Origin of the sequence: Marinomonas sp. CT5, assembly GCF_018336975.1 — a bacterium.
Classification (GTDB): Bacteria; Pseudomonadota; Gammaproteobacteria; order Pseudomonadales; family Marinomonadaceae; genus Marinomonas.
Genome location: NZ_CP025572.1, coordinates 4,676,355 through 4,698,271, shown reverse-complemented (window position 1 = coordinate 4,698,271; position 21,917 = coordinate 4,676,355). Strand labels below are relative to the sequence as shown.

21 protein-coding genes are annotated in these 21,917 nt (G+C 42.7%); 15 read left to right on the top strand and 6 right to left on the bottom strand.

Annotation, left to right across the window (positions count from 1 at the left end; translation table 11 throughout):
• Positions 1-78: 78 nt before the first annotated feature.
• Positions 79-1,137, top strand: coding sequence for an NAD(P)-dependent alcohol dehydrogenase (locus C0J08_RS22295; protein ID WP_212654045.1), 1,059 nt, complete (start codon positions 79-81; stop codon positions 1,135-1,137).
• 76 nt (positions 1,138-1,213) lie between these two features.
• Here the strand turns inward: C0J08_RS22295 and C0J08_RS22290 are convergent, their stop codons facing one another.
• Positions 1,214-2,575: an 8-oxoguanine deaminase gene (locus C0J08_RS22290; RefSeq protein WP_212654044.1), complete on the bottom strand. Its 1,362-nt coding sequence runs from the start codon at positions 2,573-2,575 to the stop codon at positions 1,214-1,216.
• 691 nt (positions 2,576-3,266) lie between these two features.
• On the opposite strand from C0J08_RS22290, the gene mnmG reads away from it, so the two are divergent.
• From mnmG to C0J08_RS22225, 13 genes are all read left to right on the top strand, one after another.
• Positions 3,267-5,156, top strand: coding sequence for a tRNA uridine-5-carboxymethylaminomethyl(34) synthesis enzyme MnmG (mnmG, locus tag C0J08_RS22285; RefSeq protein WP_212654043.1), 1,890 nt, complete (start codon positions 3,267-3,269; stop codon positions 5,154-5,156).
• Between the two features lie 51 nt (positions 5,157-5,207).
• A complete protein-coding gene (gene rsmG, locus C0J08_RS22280) occupies positions 5,208-5,834 on the top strand; it encodes a 16S rRNA (guanine(527)-N(7))-methyltransferase RsmG (protein ID WP_212654042.1) in 627 nt (208 codons plus the stop codon).
• 3 nt (positions 5,835-5,837) lie between these two features.
• Positions 5,838-6,605, top strand: coding sequence for a ParA family protein (locus C0J08_RS22275; RefSeq protein WP_212654041.1), 768 nt, complete (start codon positions 5,838-5,840; stop codon positions 6,603-6,605).
• A 45-nt stretch (positions 6,606-6,650) separates the two neighbouring features.
• The gene (locus tag C0J08_RS22270; RefSeq protein WP_212654040.1) at positions 6,651-7,535 is read left to right on the top strand and encodes a ParB/RepB/Spo0J family partition protein; all 885 of its coding nucleotides are present in this window, start codon (positions 6,651-6,653) and stop codon (positions 7,533-7,535) included.
• A gap of 164 nt (positions 7,536-7,699) precedes the next feature.
• Positions 7,700-8,107 (top strand): ATP synthase subunit I, encoded by a 408-nt coding sequence (locus C0J08_RS22265; RefSeq protein ID WP_212654039.1) that lies wholly within the window; start codon positions 7,700-7,702, stop codon positions 8,105-8,107.
• A gap of 48 nt (positions 8,108-8,155) precedes the next feature.
• On the top strand, positions 8,156-9,004 hold the full coding sequence (gene atpB / locus C0J08_RS22260) for a F0F1 ATP synthase subunit A (RefSeq protein ID WP_212654038.1): 849 nt from the start codon (positions 8,156-8,158) through the stop codon (positions 9,002-9,004).
• A 63-nt stretch (positions 9,005-9,067) separates the two neighbouring features.
• A complete protein-coding gene (gene atpE, locus C0J08_RS22255) occupies positions 9,068-9,325 on the top strand; it encodes a F0F1 ATP synthase subunit C (protein ID WP_012072127.1) in 258 nt (85 codons plus the stop codon).
• Positions 9,326-9,382: 57 nt separating this feature from the next.
• Positions 9,383-9,853 carry a F0F1 ATP synthase subunit B gene (locus C0J08_RS22250; RefSeq protein WP_212654037.1) on the top strand — a complete coding sequence of 157 codons (471 nt, stop codon included), beginning with the start codon at positions 9,383-9,385 and terminating at the stop codon, positions 9,851-9,853.
• Between the two features lie 11 nt (positions 9,854-9,864).
• The gene (locus C0J08_RS22245) at positions 9,865-10,401 is read left to right on the top strand and encodes a F0F1 ATP synthase subunit delta (protein ID WP_212654036.1); all 537 of its coding nucleotides are present in this window, start codon (positions 9,865-9,867) and stop codon (positions 10,399-10,401) included.
• 38 nt (positions 10,402-10,439) lie between these two features.
• On the top strand, positions 10,440-11,984 hold the full coding sequence (atpA, locus tag C0J08_RS22240) for a F0F1 ATP synthase subunit alpha (RefSeq protein WP_212654035.1): 1,545 nt from the start codon (positions 10,440-10,442) through the stop codon (positions 11,982-11,984).
• Positions 11,985-12,069: 85 nt separating this feature from the next.
• The gene (atpG, locus tag C0J08_RS22235) at positions 12,070-12,930 is read left to right on the top strand and encodes a F0F1 ATP synthase subunit gamma (RefSeq protein WP_212654034.1); all 861 of its coding nucleotides are present in this window, start codon (positions 12,070-12,072) and stop codon (positions 12,928-12,930) included.
• 29 nt (positions 12,931-12,959) lie between these two features.
• Positions 12,960-14,336, top strand: coding sequence for a F0F1 ATP synthase subunit beta (gene atpD, locus C0J08_RS22230; RefSeq protein ID WP_212654033.1), 1,377 nt, complete (start codon positions 12,960-12,962; stop codon positions 14,334-14,336).
• 63 nt (positions 14,337-14,399) lie between these two features.
• Positions 14,400-14,819, top strand: coding sequence for a F0F1 ATP synthase subunit epsilon (locus C0J08_RS22225; RefSeq protein WP_212654032.1), 420 nt, complete (start codon positions 14,400-14,402; stop codon positions 14,817-14,819).
• Positions 14,820-14,903: 84 nt separating this feature from the next.
• Here C0J08_RS22225 and C0J08_RS22220 read toward each other — a convergent pair whose 3' ends face one another.
• Entirely contained in the window at positions 14,904-15,644 is a 741-nt protein-coding gene (locus C0J08_RS22220) for a TrmB family transcriptional regulator (protein WP_212654031.1), read from the bottom strand.
• 110 nt (positions 15,645-15,754) lie between these two features.
• Between C0J08_RS22220 and tcdA the strand changes: the two genes are divergently transcribed.
• Complete coding sequence (gene tcdA / locus C0J08_RS22215; protein WP_212654030.1) at positions 15,755-16,561, top strand: tRNA cyclic N6-threonylcarbamoyladenosine(37) synthase TcdA; 807 nt, start codon at positions 15,755-15,757, stop codon at positions 16,559-16,561.
• A gap of 161 nt (positions 16,562-16,722) precedes the next feature.
• Here the strand turns inward: tcdA and C0J08_RS22210 are convergent, their stop codons facing one another.
• The 4 genes from C0J08_RS22210 to C0J08_RS22195 all read right to left on the bottom strand — a co-directional run bounded on the left by C0J08_RS22210 (position 16,723) and on the right by C0J08_RS22195 (position 21,917).
• Entirely contained in the window at positions 16,723-18,477 is a 1,755-nt protein-coding gene (locus C0J08_RS22210; RefSeq protein ID WP_212654029.1) for a M14 family metallopeptidase, read from the bottom strand.
• Positions 18,474-19,325 carry an ABC transporter permease gene (locus C0J08_RS22205; protein WP_212654028.1) on the bottom strand — a complete coding sequence of 284 codons (852 nt, stop codon included), beginning with the start codon at positions 19,323-19,325 and terminating at the stop codon, positions 18,474-18,476. Before C0J08_RS22205 ends, C0J08_RS22210 begins: the two co-directional genes overlap by 4 nt.
• A 6-nt stretch (positions 19,326-19,331) precedes the next feature.
• The gene (locus C0J08_RS22200; protein ID WP_212654027.1) at positions 19,332-20,255 is read right to left on the bottom strand and encodes an ABC transporter permease; all 924 of its coding nucleotides are present in this window, start codon (positions 20,253-20,255) and stop codon (positions 19,332-19,334) included.
• Between the two features lie 132 nt (positions 20,256-20,387).
• On the bottom strand, positions 20,388-21,917 hold the full coding sequence (locus C0J08_RS22195; RefSeq protein ID WP_212654026.1) for an ABC transporter substrate-binding protein: 1,530 nt from the start codon (positions 21,915-21,917) through the stop codon (positions 20,388-20,390).

The window sequence follows — 21,917 nt, the reverse complement described above, 5'->3', positions numbered from 1 at the left end:
ATGCACAACACAAAACGAACAAGTTTACTCTACACTGGATAATACGTATTTCATGTTCAAACACTGGAGTAACAATTTATGAGCCAAGCAAAATCCTATGCTGCACTCTCGGCAACAACCCCATTAGCACCATTTTCATTTGAGCGCCGCGACCTTCGCGAAAACGATGTAAACATCGATATTCTTTATTGTGGTGTTTGCCATTCTGATATTCATACGGCGGAAAGTGATTGGGGCCCAAGCAATTACCCAATCGTTCCTGGCCATGAAATCGTCGGTAAAGTGACAGAAGTTGGCAGTAAAGTCTCTAAATACAAGGTAGGCGATATTGTCGGCGTGGGTTGTATGGTCGACTCTTGCCAACATTGTTCCCATTGTGCGGCTGACTTAGAGCAATATTGCGATAATGGCCCAGTTGGAACGTATGGTGCTCACGATTTAATCGACGGTACTTTAACCTACGGCGGTTATTCTGATCACATCGTTGTGCGTGAAAAATTCGTCTTATCCATTCCTCAAGCCTTGGAATTGAGTAAAGCTGCGCCTTTATTGTGTGCTGGTATCACGACGTATTCCCCACTTCGTCATCACGGCATTAAAGCAGGTGATAAAGTCGGCGTTCTAGGTATGGGTGGTTTAGGCCATATGGGCGTGAAATTCGCTAAAGCCTTTGGCGCGGAAGTGACTATTTTCACTCGTTCTGAAAGCAAAATTGCGGAAGCGAAAAAACAAGGTGCAGATCACGTCATTGTGTCGACAGATGAAGAGCAAATGAAAGCGGCCGCGATGACGTTTGACTACTTATTAGATACGATTCCAGTTCAACATGAGTTGAATGGTTATCTTAATTGCTTAAAAGTTGATGGTGTTCATATTCTAGTTGGCTTAGTAGAGCCGATGGAACCAGCGCCTCACACAGCAAGCTTAATTACGAAACGTCGTACTATTACAGGCTCTATGATTGGTGGTATTGCAGAAACACAAGAAATGTTAGATTTCTGTGCGGAGCATAATATCGAATGCGATGCCGAAATGATCAATATCCAAGATATTAATCAAGCTTATCAGCGCATGAAAAAAGGCGATGTGAAATACCGCTTTATTATTGATATGAAAAGCTTGAAAGAAGAAGCTTAATCGAGCGTAGGTCCTTTAGGCTGCCTTAAAATAGCTTAATAGTTAAAAAGCGCCTTTGATGGGCGCTTTTTTGGCTTTATTTTTTAGCTAATAACTTACTGGCTAAACGCTGCGCATGAGCAGAGTGCTCAGCCATCAATTGTTGTCTATCAATACCAATTGCATGACCATCTTCTACCGTCCATTTTCCCGCGATCATTACTCGATTGGCTTTTTGTGCACCACATAATAGAAGTGCCGCTAGAGGGTCATGACTGCCTGAAAAGCGTAATTCATCCAATTTAAACAACGCAAAGTCAGCCTGCTTCCCAACAGCGATTTCACCAATGTCTTCACGCCCCAGTACCGCAGCTGAACCTTGGGTCGCCCAACGATAGGCATCGAAGTGAGAAACATTGGCGGAACCATAGCGTAATCGTTGGATATATAAGGCTTGGCGAACTTCCATGATCATATTCGAGCCATCGTTTGACGCAGAACCATCAACACCTAATCCAACCAAGGCACCAGCCGCTTCTAATTCATTGTTTCTTGCAACCCCTGAACCCAACATCATGTTTGAGGTTGGACAGTGACAAATTCCCACTTTAGCTTTACCTAGACGACTTATTTCATCTTCATCAAAGTGGATACCGTGTGCTAGCCAAGTTCTATCATGTAACCAACCGACACTTTCTAAATAGTCGACCGTACGCATACCAAAACGTTTTAAACAGAAAGCTTCTTCATCTAGGGTTTCAGCAAGGTGAGTGTGTAAGCGCACATTTTCATTTTTCGCTAATTCCGCGCTGCTTTTCATAATGTCAGTGGTGACGGAAAACGGTGAACAGGGTGCTAAAGCGATTTGAATCATCGCACCTTCACCTCGCTGATGATGGGCTTTAATCAACCGCGCACTGTCATCGATAATGGTTTTTTCATCTTGAACGGTAGATTGAGGCGGCAAACCACCGTCTTTTTCCCCCAAACTCATGGAACCACGAGTAAACATAGCGCGCATACCAAGAGATTTAGCAACATCAACTTGTACATCAATGACATTTTCCATACCGGCGGGGAATAAGTAATGGTGATCTGCTGCAAGCGTACAACCGGATTCCATTAATTCCACCATGGCAAGCTTGGTCGCACTCGCTAGCATATCTGGCTCTAATTCAGCCCAAAGCGGATAAAGAGTCTGTAACCAAGGAAATAACGCTTTATTAAGCGCATCAGGAAAAGCCCGAGTGAGCGTTTGATAAAAATGATGGTGTGCATTGATTAGTCCAGGTAAGACAACATGATTAGAAGCATCAAAAATAACATCATAGTGGCTGGTGGGCGTTTTCCCAGCAGCAACCAACTCACAAATTTTTCCATCGCGAATCACCACACCAGCATCCGCATTGGATGCCAATATCGCTTTAGGTGATTGAATCCAAATCGCTTGCTCAATCATAGAAATCCTCATCTTGGTCGTTTGATCTGACAAAGATTACTACAAAAGCAAAATAGTTACTCACAGGTGAATTTTTTCTGAATTGTCTTTCTTTCTCCACAATGCTCCAAGACCTTCTAAAACAGAAGGATAGAATAATTATTCACATCTATTGGATAGCGAAAAATAAAAAAATTTCACTTTTTTTATTTTTTTACTTGTGGATTAATTTTTCATAAAAAAAAGCCATTTCTCAGCTTAAAAAGACAAAAGACCTTATTAAACAGACACTTATTTTATTAACAAAACAAAAAAACACCTGTTGATAAGTTTGGTGATAGATTGATAGGAAGTTTTGCACAGTTTTTAACAACTATGAGCTTAAAAATTCCCTCTGTATAACTACCTATTTTATACACAGGCTCAGGTTATCCACATCACAAGATAACCCGCCTTGTCTTAACAAGATGTTATCTACATAAATATTTAATAAATATAGATTTTTTATTCTTATGCACAGATTTTGGCTTGCTATATAGACATAACATACATAAAAGAACTTAAATACTTACTTAAATATATTAATATTGATGACCGGGTTAAAGAGATTTCGATCCCTTTCTTTTTGGAAATTAGCCTATATACTAAGCGGCCTCAATCGAGGATTGATCGTTTTTTATTCATTTTATTTATTCGTAATACCGAGGTTCCTGTGGATTTCCCAAGTCGCTTTGATGTGATTGTGGTTGGTGGCGGACACGCTGGTACAGAAGCGGCATTAGCTGCGGCACGTATGGGTGTGAAAACTTTGTTACTTTCTCACAACATTGAAACTTTAGGACAAATGTCCTGTAACCCCGCCATTGGTGGCATAGGGAAGTCCCATCTAGTAAAAGAAATAGATGCTTTAGATGGCGCTATGGCTTTAGCTACCGATCAAGCTGGCATCCAATTTCGTACATTGAATTCCCGAAAAGGTCCTGCAGTTCGAGCGACTCGTGCTCAGGCTGACCGTATATTATATAAAGCGGCTATTCGTCATAAATTGGAAAACCAAGAAAATTTATGGCTGTTTCAACAGTCTGCAGAAGACCTTATTGTTGAAGATGGCGAAGCACGTGGTGTCATTACTCAAACAGGCATACGTTTTAACAGTAAAACGGTTGTGTTAACCGCTGGCACATTTTTAGGTGGTGTCATTCATGTTGGTTTACAAAATCATTCTGGTGGTCGAGCAGGGGATCCGCCATCCATTGGCTTAGCAGAAAAACTTCGTGCTTTACCATTCCGTGTTGATCGCTTAAAAACTGGTACACCACCTCGTATAGATGCCCGTACTGTTGATTTTTCGCAAATGCAGGCGCAACCAGGGGATGACATTGATCCTGTGATGTCCTACATGGGTAACCGAGCGATGCACCCTCGTCAGATTGAGTGTTTTATTACTCATACGAACGAGCGTACTCACGATATTATTCGTGCAGGGATGGATCGATCTCCTATGTATTCAGGGGTTATTGAAGGTGTTGGCCCACGTTACTGTCCTTCTATTGAAGATAAAATCGTACGTTTTGCGGATAAAAACTCGCATCAAATCTTTATAGAACCAGAAGGTTTAACCACTCATGAGCTGTATCCAAATGGTATTTCGACGTCTTTACCATTTGATGTGCAAATAGAGTTAGTACGCTCAATGAAAGGTATGGAGAATGCTCATATTATTCGTCCTGGCTATGCTATTGAGTACGATTATTTCAATCCACAAGATCTGAAGTATTCTCTGGAAACGAAACACATGCCTGGCCTGTTCTTCGCAGGACAAATCAATGGGACAACGGGTTATGAAGAAGCCGGTGCTCAAGGTTTGTTGGCGGGGTTAAATGCCGCCTTGCTTGCACAAGGTAAAGAAGCGTGGACACCACGTCGTGATGAAGCGTATCTAGGTGTGCTTGTTGATGACTTGATCTCAATGGGCACCAAAGAACCGTATCGTATGTTCACCAGCCGTGCCGAATACCGTTTGATTCTTCGTGAAGACAACGCCGATATGCGTTTGACAGAAAAAGGTCGTGAGCTTGGTTTGGTTTCGGATGAGCGCTGGGCGGCTTTTTGTAAAAAACGCGAAGCGATTGAGCTTGAAACTCAACGTCTTAAGTCTAGTTGGATTGTGCCTAATTCACCGGAAGCAGAAAGTATTAATCCAAAATTAGAAACGCCGATTACTCATGAGTACAGTTTATTAGACCTGCTTAAACGCCCGAATGTTGTCTATTCAGATATTGCTAATTTGAAAAATGCACCAGAAGAAGCGGTGGATGAGCAAGTGTCTGAGCAAGTACAGATTACTGTGAAGTACGCAGGGTATATTGCTCGACAGGCTGAAGACATTGAGCGTTTGCGCCGTCAGGAAAATACAGAATTGCCTGATGATTTGGATTATTCGAAGATGGAAGGCTTATCAAATGAGATTAAGCAAAAGCTGACTGAGTTGCGTCCTGCCACGCTTGCAGCGGCTTCTCGAATCCAAGGTGTAACGCCTGCCGCTGTATCCTTACTGTTAATTCACTTGAAAAAACGTGCGATTGCACGCAAAAGTGCCTAGAATCATCAGCCGATAATCCCTAATTGCTATCTTTATAGAAATGGATCGACTGTGACACACTTTGACACTATTCAAAAAGGCGCCCAACAAATGGGCGCTGCTTTATCTGATGAAACGATTCAGATTCTTGTTAAATATTTAGCCATGCTGGAAAAGTGGAACAAGGCTTATAACCTGACTGCTATTCGCGATGTTGAGCAAATGATCTCTTTGCATTTATTAGACAGTTTGGCGACTTTACCTTATATCACTGGAGACAATATTATAGATGTTGGTACCGGTCCGGGCTTACCTGGTATGGTGCTTGCTATATGCTATCCAGACAAACATTTCACTTTACTTGACAGTAACGGCAAAAAAACACGTTTTTTGACGCAAGTAAAAATGGAATTAGGTATTCAAAATGTAACGGTAGCAAATGAGCGTGTTGAAAAACATGTTCACCAAGGGGAGTACGATCATGTAATTTCCCGTGCTTTTGCCTCTTTACAAGATATGATTAATTGGACGTTACCTCTTCCAAAAGAGACTGGTAATTTTTTAGCCATGAAAGGGGTTTACCCTAGTGAAGAAATAGCGGCGCTACCAAAAGAGGTTGATTTAGTCTCTGTAGAACCTCTTAATGTGCCAAATGTTCAGGCGGAGCGTCACATGGTAGTGATGACGCGTAAAGGATAAATCATGGCAAAAATCATTGCAGTTACCAACCAAAAAGGCGGCGTGGGTAAAACCACCACCTGCGTCAATTTAGCGGCATCATTGGCGGCAATGAAGCGTCGAGTATTATTGATTGATTTAGATCCGCAAGGTAACGCGACAACGGGAAGTGGTTTTACTAAAGAAGAGTTAGATACCAGTGTCTATGACGTATTGATCGGTTCTCATGGTGTTAAAGAAGCTATGAAGAAAAGCATGCCTGGTGACTATTGGGTATTGCCTGCCAATAGCGATTTAACGGGGGCGGAAGTAGTTTTGCTGGATTTACCCAGTAAAGAAACCCGTCTTCGTGCTGGGCTTTATGAAGTAGACAATGACTTTGATTACATTTTGCTTGATTGTCCTCCTGCTTTGAATATGTTGACGGTTAATGCCTTAGCCGCTTCTCAAGGCGTGTTGATTCCTGTGCAATGTGAATATTATGCATTGGAAGGGCTGACGGCGTTATTGCAAACGATTAGTCGAATTACCCAAGCGTTAAACCCATCATTAGAGATCGAGGGGATTTTGCGAACCATGTATGATCCTCGCCCAAGCTTAACGCATGATGTTTCTGGACAGCTTCAAAAGCATTTTGGCGATAAAGTTTATGACACAGTGATACCTAGAAATATTCGGTTAGCAGAATCACCAAGTTATGGTTTGCCTGTTTTGCATTATGAAAAACAGTCCCGTGGTGCCATTGCTTACCTTGCGTTAGCGGGTGAGTTTATCCGAAAATCTGTTGCATAGTGACAGTTCAATAAGCGTAGTTTAATACCAATTAGGGTTAGTGAAATGACGATGAAAAAAAGAGGTCTAGGTCGTGGCTTAGATGCATTATTGGCACCACAATCAACGCCAACCAATGAGGCTGATAGTGATTCTAATAGTGAACAAATAAAAGGCCTGACTTATTTACCTGTGGAATGGCTTTCTAAAGGTAAATTTCAACCTCGTCGTGACATGAATCCTGCGCAATTAGAAGATTTAGCTTCATCAATCCGAACTCAAGGCATTATGCAGCCTATTGTTGTGCGTCCAAATGGCCACAATCAGTATGAAATTATTGCTGGCGAGCGTCGTTGGCGAGCGGCCAAATTAGCGGATTTAACACAAGTGCCGGTTATTGTTCGGCATGTTGAAGATGCCGATGCTGTGGTTCTTGCATTGATTGAAAACATTCAACGTGAAGACCTAAATCCAGTGGAAGAAGCACTGGCATTACAGCGTTTAGTTGAAGACTTTCATCTTACACAACAAGAAGTGGCCGATACTGTCGGTAAATCTCGTTCTACGGTTGCTAACTTATTACGACTATTAGGCTTAACCCCTGAAGTTCGTCGTCTTCTCGAGCATGGTGATATTGAAATGGGTCATGCGCGAGCGTTATTGCCTCTAGAACACGATAAGCAAATTCAAGCCGCATCACAGGTAGTGACAAAATCTTTGTCTGTTCGTGAGACTGAGAGATTAGTTAAAAATTTTCAAGTCACAGAAAAAAATCAAGATAACAAACCTCCTCTGCCTGATTTGAGTGCAGAAGCAGAACGCATTAGCCAAAAGATTAATGCCGCGGTAAAAATACAACCTTCTGCCAAAGGTAAAGGCAAGTTGGTTATTGAATACCGCAACCCTGAACACCTAGAGCTCTTGATCAGTGAATTGCTTGAAGGGAAATGAAGCAATTTGTGATAAGAGGGTTTTTCTATCTAGACAAGATGCTACTAAAGTGATCCTGTAAATCAGTTTAAGTTGAACAAGGCCGCTATTACCCCTATAATGCCTCGAATTTTGTAAATCATCACATTGATTGCACTTTTATTGTGCGCAAAGAGAGTTGGGGAATGGAGACAAAAAAGCCAAGGCGCGCGAGTGAAATTATTAGCGCAAAAAAGAAGGCTATATTTCGTTTCCTTTTATTACAATTATTACTCACTTTTTTTGTTTCTTTGGGAATTTTTTACATTGCTGGTGGTCTGTATGGGTACTCATTTATATTGGGGGCTTTGACCAGCATTTTACCGAGTATTTATATGGCTTGGCGGATTTTCGGGTACAAAGGAACTCGCCCAGCAAAGGATGTTGTTAGATCATTCTATCGAGGAGAAGCCGGTAAATTGGCTATGACAGTGGTTTTATTGTCGCTGGTTTTTCTTCTGATTAAACCGTTAGCTGCAGGGGCTTTCTTTGCAGGTTTTGGTGGCGCAATTTTGAGTCATTGGCTCAGCCCTATCATGCTTAGAAATGCCTAGCGTGATAGGTAATAGGATTTTAATCATTGAGAGAGCGTGGATATAAGTATGGGTATTGAAAGTCCAACAGCTTCTTCATATATAAAGCATCACCTTCAGAATTTGACCTTTGGTCAACATCCTGATGGTACATGGGGTCTTGCCCATGATGCTAAAGAAGCAGCAGATATGGGATTCTGGGCAATTCATGTAGACACTATGGCGATTTCGATTGCTTTGGGGTTATTGTTTTTGTGGTTGTTCCGTAAAGCAGCAAAGAAAATTTCGACAGATACACCGTCTGGTCTACAGAACTTTGTAGAGTTGATGGTTGAGTTTGTTGATGGCAGCGTCAAAGAAACCTTTCATGGTAAGAGCAAGGTCATTGCACCCCTGTCTCTAACCATTTTTGTCTGGGTTTTCTTGATGAACTTCATGGATTTGATCCCTGTAGACTTCTTGCCTGCGACAGCTCAATGGATTGGTGCGACCTTATTTGGTGCTGATCCTCATCATGTGTATTTCAAATTTGTTCCAACAACAGATATTAATGCCACATTAGGCATGTCACTTTCTGTGTTTGTTTTGATTGTTTTTTATAGCATCAAAGTGAAAGGCATTAGTGGATTTGTTGGTGAACTGACGTTACAGCCATTTGGCAAATGGATGATCCCTTTCAACTTATTGCTTGAAGGTGTTGGTCTACTTGCGAAACCTGTTTCATTAGCATTGCGATTGTTCGGTAACTTGTATGCTGGTGAATTGATCTTTATTTTGATTGCTATATTGCCATGGGGTCTACAATGGGCTCTGTCTGTGCCATGGGCAATCTTCCATATTTTGATCATCGTGCTTCAAGCCTTCATCTTTATGATGTTGACTATTGTTTACTTAAGTATGGCGCACGAAGATCACTAAAAGTGTGTTCTTTAAAGTAATAATTTAAACCTTATCTAAAACTGTGAAAATGTAGGAGTTAAAATGGAAACTGTAGTTGGTCTTACTGCGATTGCTGTAGCCCTTCTAATCGGTCTAGGTGCCCTAGGTACTGCGATTGGTTTTGGTATCTTGGGTGGAAAATTCTTGGAAGGCGCTGCGCGTCAACCAGAAATGGTTCCAATGCTGCAAGTTAAAATGTTCATCGTAGCGGGTCTTCTAGATGCCGTAACAATGATCGGTGTAGGTATCGCATTGTTCTTCACTTTCGCGAATCCTTTTGTTGCTTTGGTCGCTGGTTAATATTCTGCAAAACATTGCGGAAATAATTTTTAAACGACTAAAAGCGAGGGTATTAGCGTGAACTTAAATCTCACACTTCTAGGCCAAGCTATATCGTTTGCGATTTTTGTCTGGTTCTGCATGAAATATGTATGGCCACCAGTTATTACTGCGCTCGAAGAGCGCAGTAAAAAAATTGCGGACGGTTTGGAAGCAGCGAATCGTGCTTCACGTGATCTAGAGTTGGCACAAGAACAAGCCGCTCAAATTTTACGTGAAAGCAAAGAAAACGCGGCCGAGATAATTGAACAAGCCAACAAACGTGCGAACCAAATGGTCGACGAGGCAAAAGAGCAGGTGATTGCTGATGGCAAGCGTCTGCGCGAAGCAGCTCAAGCAGAGATCGAACAAGACGTAATGCGTGCTAAAGAAGCATTGCGTGCTCAAGTGTCCGTTCTTGCATTTGCTGGTGCCGAGAAGATCTTGGGAGCCACCATTGACGAAAAAGCACATAGCGAGATCGTTGAACAGCTCGCCAAAGAGCTTTAAGCGAGGGTCTAATGGCTGAATTAAAAACAGTCGCGCGACCGTACGCTAAAGCGGTTTTTGAAGTTGCTAGAGAACAAGGCCACATTACTGAGTGGGCTGATATGTTAAACGTATTAGCTACTGTAACAGTTGAGCCTAAGCTTAAAACAGCACTTGAAAATCCTGCTTTTAGTGCGGAAGAGAAGGCAAACGCTCTAGCGGACGTTTGTGCAGAAGTAACAACTGAGCAAGGTAAAGCATTTTTGTTGGCCTTGGCTGTGAATAAGCGTCTAGCGCTTCTTCCTGCTATCTCTGAGTTATTTTTACAGTTCAAACTGAATTTTGAAAAAGCCGTAAATGTTGAATTTACGTCTGCATTTGAATTAACAGCTGAACAAACACAAGCATTAGCCGCTTCACTGACTAAAAAGTTGGACCGTACTGTCAACTTAACCAGTGAAACAGACGCGAGCCTAATTGGTGGCGTGGTTATCCGTACCGGTGACTTAATCATCGACGGTTCAGTACGCGGTAAATTAGCGAAACTAGCCGAGGCGATAAACTCCTAGTGTTTCGTTAAGTCGAAACCAGGGTTGAGGAATGTAGCATGCAGCAACTGAATCCATCTGAGATCAGCGAGATTATCAAGAAGCGCATCGAGAACCTCGATGTATCTTCTGATGCCCAAAATGAGGGCACAATTGTCAGCGTGGCAGACGGTATCGTTCTGATCCACGGCTTGGCAGATGTTATGTACGGGGAAATGATTGAATTCCCTGGTGGTGTTTACGGTATGGCCTTGAACCTAGAGCGTGACTCTGTAGGTGCGGTTGTATTGGGTCAATACCAAGACCTTGTTGAAGGTCAAAAAGTAAAATGTACAGGCCGTATTCTGGAAGTTCCAGTCGGTCCTGAATTGCTAGGTCGTGTTGTTGACGCATTGGGTAACCCAATCGACGGCAAAGGCACTATCGATGCAAAACTAACGGATAAAGTTGAGAAAGTGGCACCGGGCGTAATCGCTCGTCAGTCAGTAGATCAACCAATTCAAACTGGTTACAAGGCAATTGATGCCATGGTTCCAGTAGGCCGCGGTCAGCGTGAGTTGATCATCGGTGACCGTCAGGTTGGTAAAACAGCGCTAGCGATCGACACCATTATTGCTCAGAAAAACTCTGGCATTAAGTGTGTGTACGTTGCTATCGGTCAAAAGCAATCTACAATTGCAAACGTAGTACGTAAGCTTGAAGAAGCGGGCGCTATGGAATACACCACTGTTGTTGCAGCGGGTGCATCTGATCCAGCGTCTATGCTATTCATTGCGCCATACACTGGCTGTACTATGGGTGAATACTTCCGTGACCGCGGTGAAGATGCATTGATCATTTATGATGACTTGACGAAACAAGCTTGGGCTTACCGTCAGATCTCTTTGCTACTTCGTCGTCCACCAGGTCGTGAAGCTTACCCTGGTGATGTATTCTACCTTCACTCTCGTCTTCTTGAACGTGCATCTCGTGTAAACGTAGAGTACGTTGAGCAGTTCACTAATGGTGAAGTGAAAGGTAAAACAGGTTCTTTGACTGCATTGCCAATCATCGAAACACAAGGTGGTGACGTATCGGCTTTCGTACCGACTAACGTTATCTCTATTACAGATGGTCAAATCTTCCTTGAGACGAGCTTGTTTAACGCAGGTATCCGTCCAGCGATGAACGCCGGTATTTCTGTATCTCGTGTTGGTGGTGCAGCGCAAACTAAGATCGTTAAGAAACTAGGTGGCGGTATTCGTCTAGCATTGGCTCAATACCGTGAATTGGCAGCATTTGCTCAGTTCGCATCTGACCTAGATGAAGCGACTCGTAAACAGCTAGAGCACGGTAAACAGGTTACTGAACTGATGAAACAGAAGCAGTTCTCTCCTATGTCTGTAGCTGATATGGGCGTAGTTCTTTACGCTGCTAATGATGGCTTCCTTGAAGATGTTGAAACAAGCAAAATTGGTAGTTTTGAAACGGCTTTGTTGAGCTACATGAACAGTGAACACACTGATCTTATGGCTGACATTAACAAAACTGGTAATTTTAACGGCGAGATTGAAGCGACATTTAAAGCGGCAATCGAGAAGTTTAAAGCGACGCAAACTTGGTAATGACTTTGGTGACAAACTAATCTGTTAGCTTGTCACCATTTTCTTGCAGTTTGTGAAATAACATTCTCACAAGGGCAGTTCTATTATGGCAGTCGGAAAAGAGATACGCACTCAGATTTCGAGCATTAACAATACGCGTAAAATTACTCGCGCTATGGAAAAAGTAGCAGCAAGTAAAACGCGTAAAGCTCAGGATCGTATGGCCGCTTCTCGTCCGTATGCGGAACGAATTCGCCAAGTAGTTGGTCATTTGGCCAACGCGAATCCTGAGTATAAACACCGTTACCTTACCGAGCGTGAGGCGAAGCGTGTTGGTTATATCGTAATCTCTTCTGACCGTGGTTTATGTGGCGGCTTGAACGTTAACGTGTTCAAGGCAGCTATTAAAGATATGAAACAGTTTGCTGATTCAGGTGTTGAAATCGACATCTGTGCGATTGGCTCTAAATCCGTTTCATTCTTTCGTAACTACGGCGGAAATGTCACAGCAGCACACACTGGCTTAGGTGATGCACCGAAAGCTGACGACCTAGTCGGTAGTGTAAAAGTGATGCTAGACGCATTTGATGAAGGTCGTATTGATCGTCTTTATGTAGTTTCAAATGAGTTTGTGAACACCATGACTCAGAAACCGACGGTTGAGCAACTTTTGCCATTGAAAGCGGAAGAGAATACAGAGTTAAAGCACCACTGGGATTATATCTACGAGCCTGAAGCCGTTGAAATTTTAGACGGATTATTGGTTCGCTATATTGAATCTCAAGTATATCAGTCAGTGGTTGAGAACATTGCGTGTGAACAAGCAGCTCGTATGCTTGCGATGAAAAACGCAACCGACAACGCTGGTGATATCATTGATGAATTGCAGTTGGTGTACAACAAGGCTCGTCAAGCAGCGATTACTCAGGAAATTTCTGAGATAGTCAGCGGCGCGGCAGCGGTTTAAGGTATTTAGGTATTTAAGAGGATCCGAACATGAGTAGCGGACAAATCGTACAAATTATCGGTGCGGTTATCGACGTGGAATTCCCACGTGATGACGTGCCAAAAGTATATGATGCCCTGACAATTGAGGGCAAAGAGTTGGTGTTGGAAGTTCAACAGCAACTAGGTGATGGTGTTGTTCGTACTATCGCCATGGGTTCTACCGATGGAATGAAGCGTGGTTTGGCTGTTCAAAACACAAACAAACCGGTTTCTGTACCAGTAGGTACGCAAACTCTAGGACGTATTATGGACGTTCTAGGTAACCCTATTGATGAAAAAGGTCCTATCGGCGAAGAAGAGCGTTGGTCTATTCACCGTTCTGCTCCTTCTTATGCTGAGCAGTCTTCTAGCAACGAATTGCTAGAAACGGGTATCAAGGTTATCGACCTTGTTTGTCCTTTCGCGAAAGGTGGTAAAGTTGGTCTGTTTGGTGGTGCCGGTGTAGGTAAAACCGTAAACATGATGGAGCTTATCCGTAACATCGCGATCGAGCACAGCGGTTACTCTGTATTCGCAGGTGTTGGTGAGCGTACTCGTGAAGGTAACGATTTCTACCACGAGATGACTGACTCGAACGTAATCGACAAAGTATCTCTAGTATACGGTCAGATGAACGAGCCACCAGGTAACCGTCTACGTGTTGCTTTGACTGGTTTGACTATGGCAGAAAAATTCCGTGACGAAGGTCGTGACGTACTTTTCTTCGTAGATAACATCTACCGTTACACGCTTGCCGGTACTGAAGTATCAGCATTGCTAGGTCGTATGCCATCTGCGGTAGGTTACCAGCCTACACTTGCTGAAGAGATGGGTGTTCTTCAAGAACGTATCACCTCTACTAAGACGGGCTCTATCACATCTGTTCAAGCGGTATACGTACCTGCGGATGACTTGACTGACCCTTCTCCAGCAACAACCTTCTCTCACTTGGACGCAACGGTTGTATTGTCTCGTGACATCGCATCTTTGGGTATCTACCCAGCGATCGACCCACTTGATTCTACTTCTCGTCAGCTTGACCCACTTGTTATCGGTCAAGAGCACTACGATGTAGCGCGTGGCGTACAAATGGTATTGCAACGTTACAAAGAATTGAAAGACATCATCGCAATCTTGGGTATGGACGAGTTATCTGAAGAAGATAAGCAAACGGTTAACCGTTCTCGTAAAATCCAGCGTTTCTTGTCTCAGCCTTTCTTCGTAGCAGAAGTATTTACTGGTGCTCCTGGTAAGTATGTTTCTTTGAAAGACACAATTCGTGGCTTCAAAGGTATTTTGGATGGTGAGTTTGATGACCTTCCAGAGCAAGCGTTCTACATGATTGGTAGCATCGACGAAGCTGTCGAGAAAGCTAAGAAACTTTAACCATCACGCGAAGCAAAAGCGCACTTAAGCGCTTTTGCTAAGTATGACTAAGAGAGGCAACTTATGGCTATCACAGTACACTGCGATATCGTAAGCGCTGAACAAGAGATTTTTTCCGGTACGGTACAATCTCTTGTGGCTGCAGGCAGCTATGGCGATTTGGGCATTATGCCTGGACATGCGCCATTGTTGACGACTCTGCAACCAGGTCCTGTTCGTGTGGTTAAAGAAAATGGTGACGAAGAGTTTATCTTCGTGTCCGGTGGCTTCTTAGAAGTTCAACCGCACCGTGTCACCGTCTTGGCTAACACAGCCACTCGTGCAAGAGATCTGGACGAAGAGGCGGCACTAAAAGCTCAGGCACATGCTAAAGAGCTTTTAGCTAACCAAAAACCAGACGTCGACTATTCACGTGCGACAGCAGAATTGGTAGAAGCCATGGCTCGCTTACGTACACTTCAGCAGTTTCGCGATAAGAAATAAGCGGAAAGGTTGAGGGAAAAGACAAAAAAGCAGCTTTCGAGCTGCTTTTTTTATTGACTGAAATTTGGCTTGCTCGATTGGCGTTTAAAGCATCTTCCACAGAGTATCAAAGATGATCTGCTGTGCTTTGGCAATGTCTTTTGAATCTAGTACGACTGCCGACGGGAAGTTGTTACTGGCTAACGAGATGATTGCACACTTGGGTGGGTAGATAGCAATATAACTGGCGTCGACTGAACCCTCGGTTTTAATCCATTTCCTTTCCGATAATTCGGCTTCTTCACCACCATCTCCTAAGGCGATTACCTTTACGTTAATACCTAGTTTTACTCTTTGCTTCGTATAGTTGGGGAATGGGCGATATAAAAAAGGCCGAATCGGTTTAGAAGAAAACACACAATATTCTTTATGGTTTTGTTGCGACACCACGTTTAAAATGTCGCGCAACACCCACTCTATACCATCATCTCCTTCGTAATAACGAACATTGGTTTGATGATAATCTGGTTGCTGTTGGTGCAAATTAGGAATAATCGTATTTTTAAGATTTTCGATAGTTTTGTCCAAGCGGTTGCGCTTTTCTTCCGCTAGATTTAATAAAATATCGGGATTTTCTGCGCTAAAAAGTCGTCGCTTTCCTTTAGGGAAATAGCTCACAACGCCTTTACCTTGTAGCTGTTTTAGTGACTCATAGGTTGTACCGCGATTAATGCCACTGTGTTCGGCAATGTCTCGAATTGAAGAGGGTCCGAGCTTTAATAAGGTTTGATAAAGTTGCATTTCTCTTGGTGTTAACCCAAGCATTTCAAAGGCTTGCTGAATCATAGCGCTCACAGTACAAAATGATTGATAAAGTTTAATTACCATTTTCTAAGTGCAAGAATACACGTATTAGGATGAAAAGCGCAGGGTAGACCCACTGCGAGGAGACAAAATTGATAAATGATCAACGCTTTGGTGGCATTCGCCGTTTATATGGGCACGCTGCCTATGAATACTTCACGCAAGCTCATGTGTGTGTCATTGGCATTGGTGGCGTTGGTTCTTGGGCTGCGGAAGCTTTGGCGCGCTCAGGCATAGGTAAAATTACACTGATCGATATGGACGACGTGTGTGTCACTAACACCAATCGCCAAATTCATGCGCTGGATGGCAACATAGGTAAGGCCAAAGTAGAGGCCATGGAAGAACGAATAAAGCTGATTAACCCCGATTGCCAAGTGACGTGCATCGAAGATTTTATTACTCCAGATAATATCTCTGAGCTGCTTTCTGAGCCATTTGATTATGTTATTGATGCGATTGATAGCTTAAAGCCAAAAGCCGCTCTAATCGCTTGGTGTAAGCGCAATAAGCGAAAAATTATCACCGTTGGTGGGGCTGGCGGTCAAATTGATCCAACGCAGATCCAAATTGCTGATTTATCGCGTACAGAGCAGGACCCTTTGGCCGCTAAATTGCGCAACTTTTTAAGACGTCACTATAACTTCTCACGTAATACCAAACGTCGCTTTGATATCGAATGTGTGTACTCCTTGGAACAATTAAAATACCCACAGTTGAATGGAACAGTTTGCGAGCAACGCCAAAAAGGGGATACAGAAACCAAGATGAATTGCGATACAGGTTTTGGTGCTAGCACAGTTGTTACGGCCACTTTTGGCTTTGTGGCTGTCAGTCGAGTGTTGGAAAAACTGGCGCAGAAGGCTAATCAAGTAGGATCTCAGTTAGCCGATGCATGATGTTGAAAATGGATGAACAGCTCTACTAGGGAATGGATTTTTTCATCTTTAGTTTTGCCTAGCTGCCGATCTGATACCTTTAAACTATTTGAGATATATCTGTAATAAAAGGTTTTAGGCTATAGATCAGACAAATACTCTTTGTCCGATCTATATTTTTGCTATGAGTTCGAAGATAGCCGCTGATGTACTTCGTAGGCGGCTAAGACGGTGGCTTTCTGTACGTCATGGCCCGTAATGAAATGCTCCCCATAGATGGTTTCATCAGGATATTCAGTAATAAGTTGTATAGGAATGTCTTCGGGTTTGCCATGAGAAATAAGACAAGGAAAACTGTTTATTATACGAAAGTCTGTTTCTCCTGCATGCTTCTTATAAAGCTCAATTTGTTCATGATTAAACGCCAATACACCTGGAATATTGCTCAGTTTTAGTGTGACTTGTTGAATGAATTTTTCGGCATAGGCCGCCCATTTTTCATTCATGCTGTGACGTAAAATTAAGAAAAAACCTTTTGGTATAGTCCACATATCAAAACCGTGAGGAACATAACCAGAAAGAGGCCGAGTCCATTCATGAGATGGATAACCATGAAGGTTAATATGCAACTGTGCTTGGCTTATTTGTCGAGCTTTATGGCGAATTTCTTTTTCGTAAAGAATGCCTGTGTCTCTATACTCCAAATCATCACCCAATCCTGTGTAGCGAGCAGCATGATGCATATGTTGCGGGTTGTCTTTGATTAACCTTTGGTGCAAAGCGTAACCATCAGGATTTTCCAATGGCGAGATCGTAAAATGGCTGCCTTCTTGTTGATTCAGAACGTGAGCTGCACGCAAAGCTCCAACAACACCGGTTGTTTCATTAGCGTGTTGTCCACCACTAATCATCACAGAGAAGTCTTGGCCTGGGTGGTAGCGAGCATTTACTTTTCGGCCTGCTATTGTATCAGCCGTAAAAATATCACCTGTGATTTTCGCGAGTTCATTTTCAACTTGCGACATACTGATTGGCCCTTCGGCCGTTTCTAGGCTTTGCTGACTTGCCGAGTTTTCTGTTTGATATACTCTTGTTTCTATGGCGATTGTTAGGTCATTCGTTTCTGAATAATGTATCTCTGGAACAATTTGACCCGGCTGACTAATCCTTTCACTAGGAAGGTAACCCGCTTTTGCTTTGAACCATTCTTGTAATGAAAAATAGAAATCCTCATGCAAAGCTTCGCATAGACTAATAACTTCATGCCGATAAGGGAGAGGTTGGTCTTTCCAAGGCAGGGACACTTGGATATTTAATTCTTCGAAATAGGGTTCGTTTTCTTTCCAAGTATGTTCTGTAATAGCTGCCATACCAGCGTTAAACAGGGTTTCGTAATCAGTTATTAAACGCTCATTCACCGTGGTTTTTCCGGCGGTATCTGTGATTTTTAACCAACCTGTTGGTGACAGATGTGTTTGATTAGTAAAATCTAGATGCAGATGATTAGGAGCGAATACTTTATGTTGCGTTTGAATACCTGTTTCAGATCGAAGGATAACATCGTAAAAATAAGACGCTTTAGAGTGAGCGACAAAATGAATCTTTGCTTTTCCCACCAAAGTAGAAAGCGGGTAGGTCTCTAGTAGAAAACGCTTTTCCGATGCAGATTGATCAACGGGGTAGTGCACTTCAATGCGAGTAACATTACTCGAAATAACGTCCATTTCTTCTAAAAAAAAGTGCAAAAGTGGTTTATAAGCACTTCTAAATTTGGCTTTGACTCCTAATTCTAGTAAAGCTGATTCGGCATATTGACGATGTTCTTGATTGGCAAATACCCATGCTTCTATTAATTGGCCTTGATATTCTGTCTTACCAAATTGCTTGATCAATTGCTGTAAGGTTGGAGTCTGAGTGGAAGAAAAAATAGTGCTCATCGTGATGTCCTACCTGTCGGATCAAGGCTGTCACGAAGCCAATCACCTAGAAGGTTCAATCCTAGAACCGTTAATAAAATAGCGAAGCCTGGAAACACACTGACCCACCAAGCATTTTGAATGTAAGTACGGCCATCAGCGAGCATGCCCCCCCAGCTTGGAGTTAATGGATCTACGCCAAGACCAAGGAAAGTTAGACTACTTTCTAGCAAGATGTTGTTTGCCACATTCAGAGTCATTAGTACGATGACAGGACCAATAAGGTTCGGCAGTAAATGACGAAATAAAATACTAAAGTGACTAACCCCAATGGCTTGTGCTGACTGGATGAATTCTCGATCACGCAGAGATAACACTGATCCTCTAACTAATCGAGCGTATTGAACCCATTGAGAGATAATTAGCAAGAAAATCATGTTTGCTAAGCCACCGCCAACAATGGCAATAAATGTAATGGCTAAAAGAATAAATGGCATGGCCAGTTGTACATCGGCAAAACGCATTACAATGACATCCCAGAAACCTCGGTAATAACCTGAGATTAATCCCATTATTACGCCGAATACCACGGCGCCTGCTACAGATAAAAAGCCCACTTGCAAGGAAATTTTACCGCCTGATACAACGCGAGCCATCACATCTCGTCCTAGTGGATCTGTACCAAAGAAATGCCCAGCATGAGTAAAAGGCTCTAATAAGCGAGCGGATAAATTGATTTTATCGGCTCCTGGAAATAAGAAATCAGAAAACAGTACTAAAAAGCAGATTCCTCCAGTGAGTAACACGCCGAGAATGAACTCTAAGCTCTTATATTGAGACAAACTGACATTAAAACGCTTGGCTGACATCTTGTGTTACTCCGTACGAATGCGTGGATCGATCAAGCCATACGCAATATCAACCAACAGGTTAACGCTAACGATGAGCATGGATAAAATGGTGATAACGGCCTGTAATACTGGATAATCACGGCTACTCACTGCATCGAAAGCCAATGTTCCAAGGCCAGGCCAGTTGAAAACGCGTTCGATGATGACAATACCGCCAAGTAGCCCACCGAACTGTAGACCGAAGTATGTGATGAGTGGAATCGCACAATTGCGTAAGGCATGTTTATAAAGCACGGTGTTTTCGCTTAGTCCTTTAGCTCTTGCCACCATAATGTATTGTGACTGAAGGGTTTCAAGCATTGATGAACGAACAAGGCGTACATTGATGGCGGTTAAAATAATCGCCATGGTGAAAGCAGGCATTAAGAAACTAGTGAAGCCATTCATTCCACTTGGTGGTAACCATTGTAGCCATACAGAAAACATCAGCACCAGCATTAGAGCTAGCCAAAAGTTGGGAAAAGACAAACCAACTAAAGAGACGATTCGAATAGTTTGATCGACCCATTTACCTTTAGAAACGGCCGCTTTAATACCCAAAGGGATAGAGATCACGATCGATACAAACATAACCGCTGAGGCCAGCATTAACGTGGCTGGTAAGGATTTACTAATTAGATCGGCAACCGGTGTTCCACCTAAGAAACTACGACCAAAATCGAAGCTGAATAAGCCTTTTAGAAATTCAAAATACTGAACAAAAAAGGGCTTATTGATGCCCAATGCTTCACGAATTAACATCAGGTCAGCTTCAGTCACACTGCCGGCCCCTTGAGTCAGCATAAGTGCTGGATCCCCTGTTAAACGTATAGCAAAAGCAACGATTAAGGTGACTGCTAACAGTACGAATACCGCTTGCAGAAATCGTTTCATTAAAAAGTTTGCCATGACCTTTCCTTTAAATTGAACTTATTTTTTAAGACAACCTGATAGGGCAGTCTTAAAAAATAAGTTGCATTGCCCAGTTATAGGTTAGTGTTCTGAGCAATGCGCCTTATCGAATAGAGAGAAGTTAGAGTTTTATTCCACTGTAACTTCGTTTAAACGCAAACGGCTATCAGGTACAGGAGTAAAGTTTTTCACTTTTTTAGAGACAGCGAAAATAGCGTTTAAATTATACAAAGGCATTTCTAGTGCCCTATTGGCAGTGTAGTTTGCGATAGACTGGAGTATTTCTAATCGCTTAGCGCGATCAGTTATAGAGCGCTGAGACTCTAACTTCTTATCTAACACTGGGTCACTGTCGTATGGATTCCATTTTTCGCCTGTGTGATACATGAAATACGCAGTATTATCGTAGTCTAATGTCCATCCACCCCAAGATTGCTGGAACATTTCACCTGTTTTGCCAGCGGGAATAATGTCATTAAGTAAAACATTGGTTTCATAGGGTTTGATGGTGGCGTTTAGTCCTATAATTTGCAGATAACTGGCTATTGCTTGCGTCACTTCATTGAAGGTGGCGTCGTTACCGCGAATATCGATTTGAATCTTAGTACCCGGTTTAACTCCCGCTTCTTTTAATAGTTGCATCGCTTTTGTGGGGTCATAGGGCAGTGGTGACATACTAGGGTCATCACCAAATGAAATAGCACTTTGGAAGCTGGCAATTTGTGCCGCTTGGCCACCCAAGATGGAGTTGATGATGGCCTGACGATCCACACCGTAAATTAAGGCTTTACGTACTTTTTCATCCTTCGTTATGCCGTTTTTGGTGTTGAACCGCATAGCATAAACTGTTGGGCTAATCGTCGTTGCGATTTCAAGGTTGGGATCTTTTTCAATCGTTGTGATCATTCCAATCGGGATAGTTGGCGGAATTATCAAATCAACGCGACCAGATTGAAGTTCTGCAACGGCCGTTGAAGGTTCGCTGATGAAGCGGTAATTTAGGTTAGTTAACTTTGGCGCGCCGCCCCAATGGCCTGCAAAGCCTTCCAATTTAATACCAACTTTTGGTTCGTAAGAAGCAAATTTAAACGGACCGGTTCCAACAGGATGGGTGTTAAAAAAATCTTCGCCTTTTTCTTGGATATATTTTGGTGGCACTATCATCGCACCATAGCCGGCAAGCTTGGTTAATAAGACTGGATCCGCAGCTTTAAGGTGAAAATCGACTGTGTAGTCGTCAATGATCTCGACAGAATCTATGGCTGAATAATTAGAGCGTTGTGGCCCTTTTTTACCTTCGTCACCCATCAAACGATCAAAGGTGAACTTTACTGCAGCAGCATTAAAATTTTCACCATCGTGAAACTTAACCCCTTGTCGTAGTGTAAAACGAATACGCTTACCGTCATCCAGTTGCTGCCAAGATGTTGCAAGACCAGGTTGCAATTTCAAGTCTGGACCACGATAGGTTAAGCCATCATAGATATTGGTGGCTACAGAAGCCCAATTCACCAAAAAAGTATCAATTGGGTCCCAGCTACCGGGATCTTGTGGAGAAGATACTGTTAATGTGCTGGCAAAGCTGAAACTTGCAGCAGTTAAGCTGCTGGTAATAGCGAGGGCTTTAAAAATCGACCCTAACGTCTTTTTACTGTTCAT

Excerpts from the sequence above, each read along its gene's own strand:
- C0J08_RS22275 (WP_212654041.1), top strand. The coding sequence starts at position 5,838 with ATGGCAAAAATCATTGCAGTTACCAACCAAAAAGGCGGCGTGGGTAAA.
- atpA (WP_212654035.1), top strand. The coding sequence starts at position 10,440 with ATGCAGCAACTGAATCCATCTGAGATCAGCGAGATTATCAAGAAGCGC.
- atpG (WP_212654034.1), top strand. The coding sequence starts at position 12,070 with ATGGCAGTCGGAAAAGAGATACGCACTCAGATTTCGAGCATTAACAAT.
- C0J08_RS22295 (WP_212654045.1), top strand. The coding sequence starts at position 79 with ATGAGCCAAGCAAAATCCTATGCTGCACTCTCGGCAACAACCCCATTA.
- atpB (WP_212654038.1), top strand. The coding sequence starts at position 8,156 with ATGGGTATTGAAAGTCCAACAGCTTCTTCATATATAAAGCATCACCTT.
- C0J08_RS22205 (WP_212654028.1), bottom strand. The coding sequence starts at position 19,325 with ATGTCAGCCAAGCGTTTTAATGTCAGTTTGTCTCAATATAAGAGCTTA.
- C0J08_RS22210 (WP_212654029.1), bottom strand. The coding sequence starts at position 18,477 with ATGAGCACTATTTTTTCTTCCACTCAGACTCCAACCTTACAGCAATTG.
- C0J08_RS22195 (WP_212654026.1), bottom strand. The coding sequence starts at position 21,917 with ATGAACAGTAAAAAGACGTTAGGGTCGATTTTTAAAGCCCTCGCTATT.
- C0J08_RS22225 (WP_212654032.1), top strand. The coding sequence starts at position 14,400 with ATGGCTATCACAGTACACTGCGATATCGTAAGCGCTGAACAAGAGATT.
- C0J08_RS22290 (WP_212654044.1), bottom strand. The coding sequence starts at position 2,575 with ATGATTGAGCAAGCGATTTGGATTCAATCACCTAAAGCGATATTGGCA.
- C0J08_RS22265 (WP_212654039.1), top strand. The coding sequence starts at position 7,700 with ATGGAGACAAAAAAGCCAAGGCGCGCGAGTGAAATTATTAGCGCAAAA.
- C0J08_RS22200 (WP_212654027.1), bottom strand. The coding sequence starts at position 20,255 with ATGGCAAACTTTTTAATGAAACGATTTCTGCAAGCGGTATTCGTACTG.
- atpD (WP_212654033.1), top strand. The coding sequence starts at position 12,960 with ATGAGTAGCGGACAAATCGTACAAATTATCGGTGCGGTTATCGACGTG.
- atpE (WP_012072127.1), top strand. The coding sequence starts at position 9,068 with ATGGAAACTGTAGTTGGTCTTACTGCGATTGCTGTAGCCCTTCTAATC.
- C0J08_RS22220 (WP_212654031.1), bottom strand. The coding sequence starts at position 15,644 with ATGATTCAGCAAGCCTTTGAAATGCTTGGGTTAACACCAAGAGAAATG.
- C0J08_RS22245 (WP_212654036.1), top strand. The coding sequence starts at position 9,865 with ATGGCTGAATTAAAAACAGTCGCGCGACCGTACGCTAAAGCGGTTTTT.
- C0J08_RS22270 (WP_212654040.1), top strand. The coding sequence starts at position 6,651 with ATGACGATGAAAAAAAGAGGTCTAGGTCGTGGCTTAGATGCATTATTG.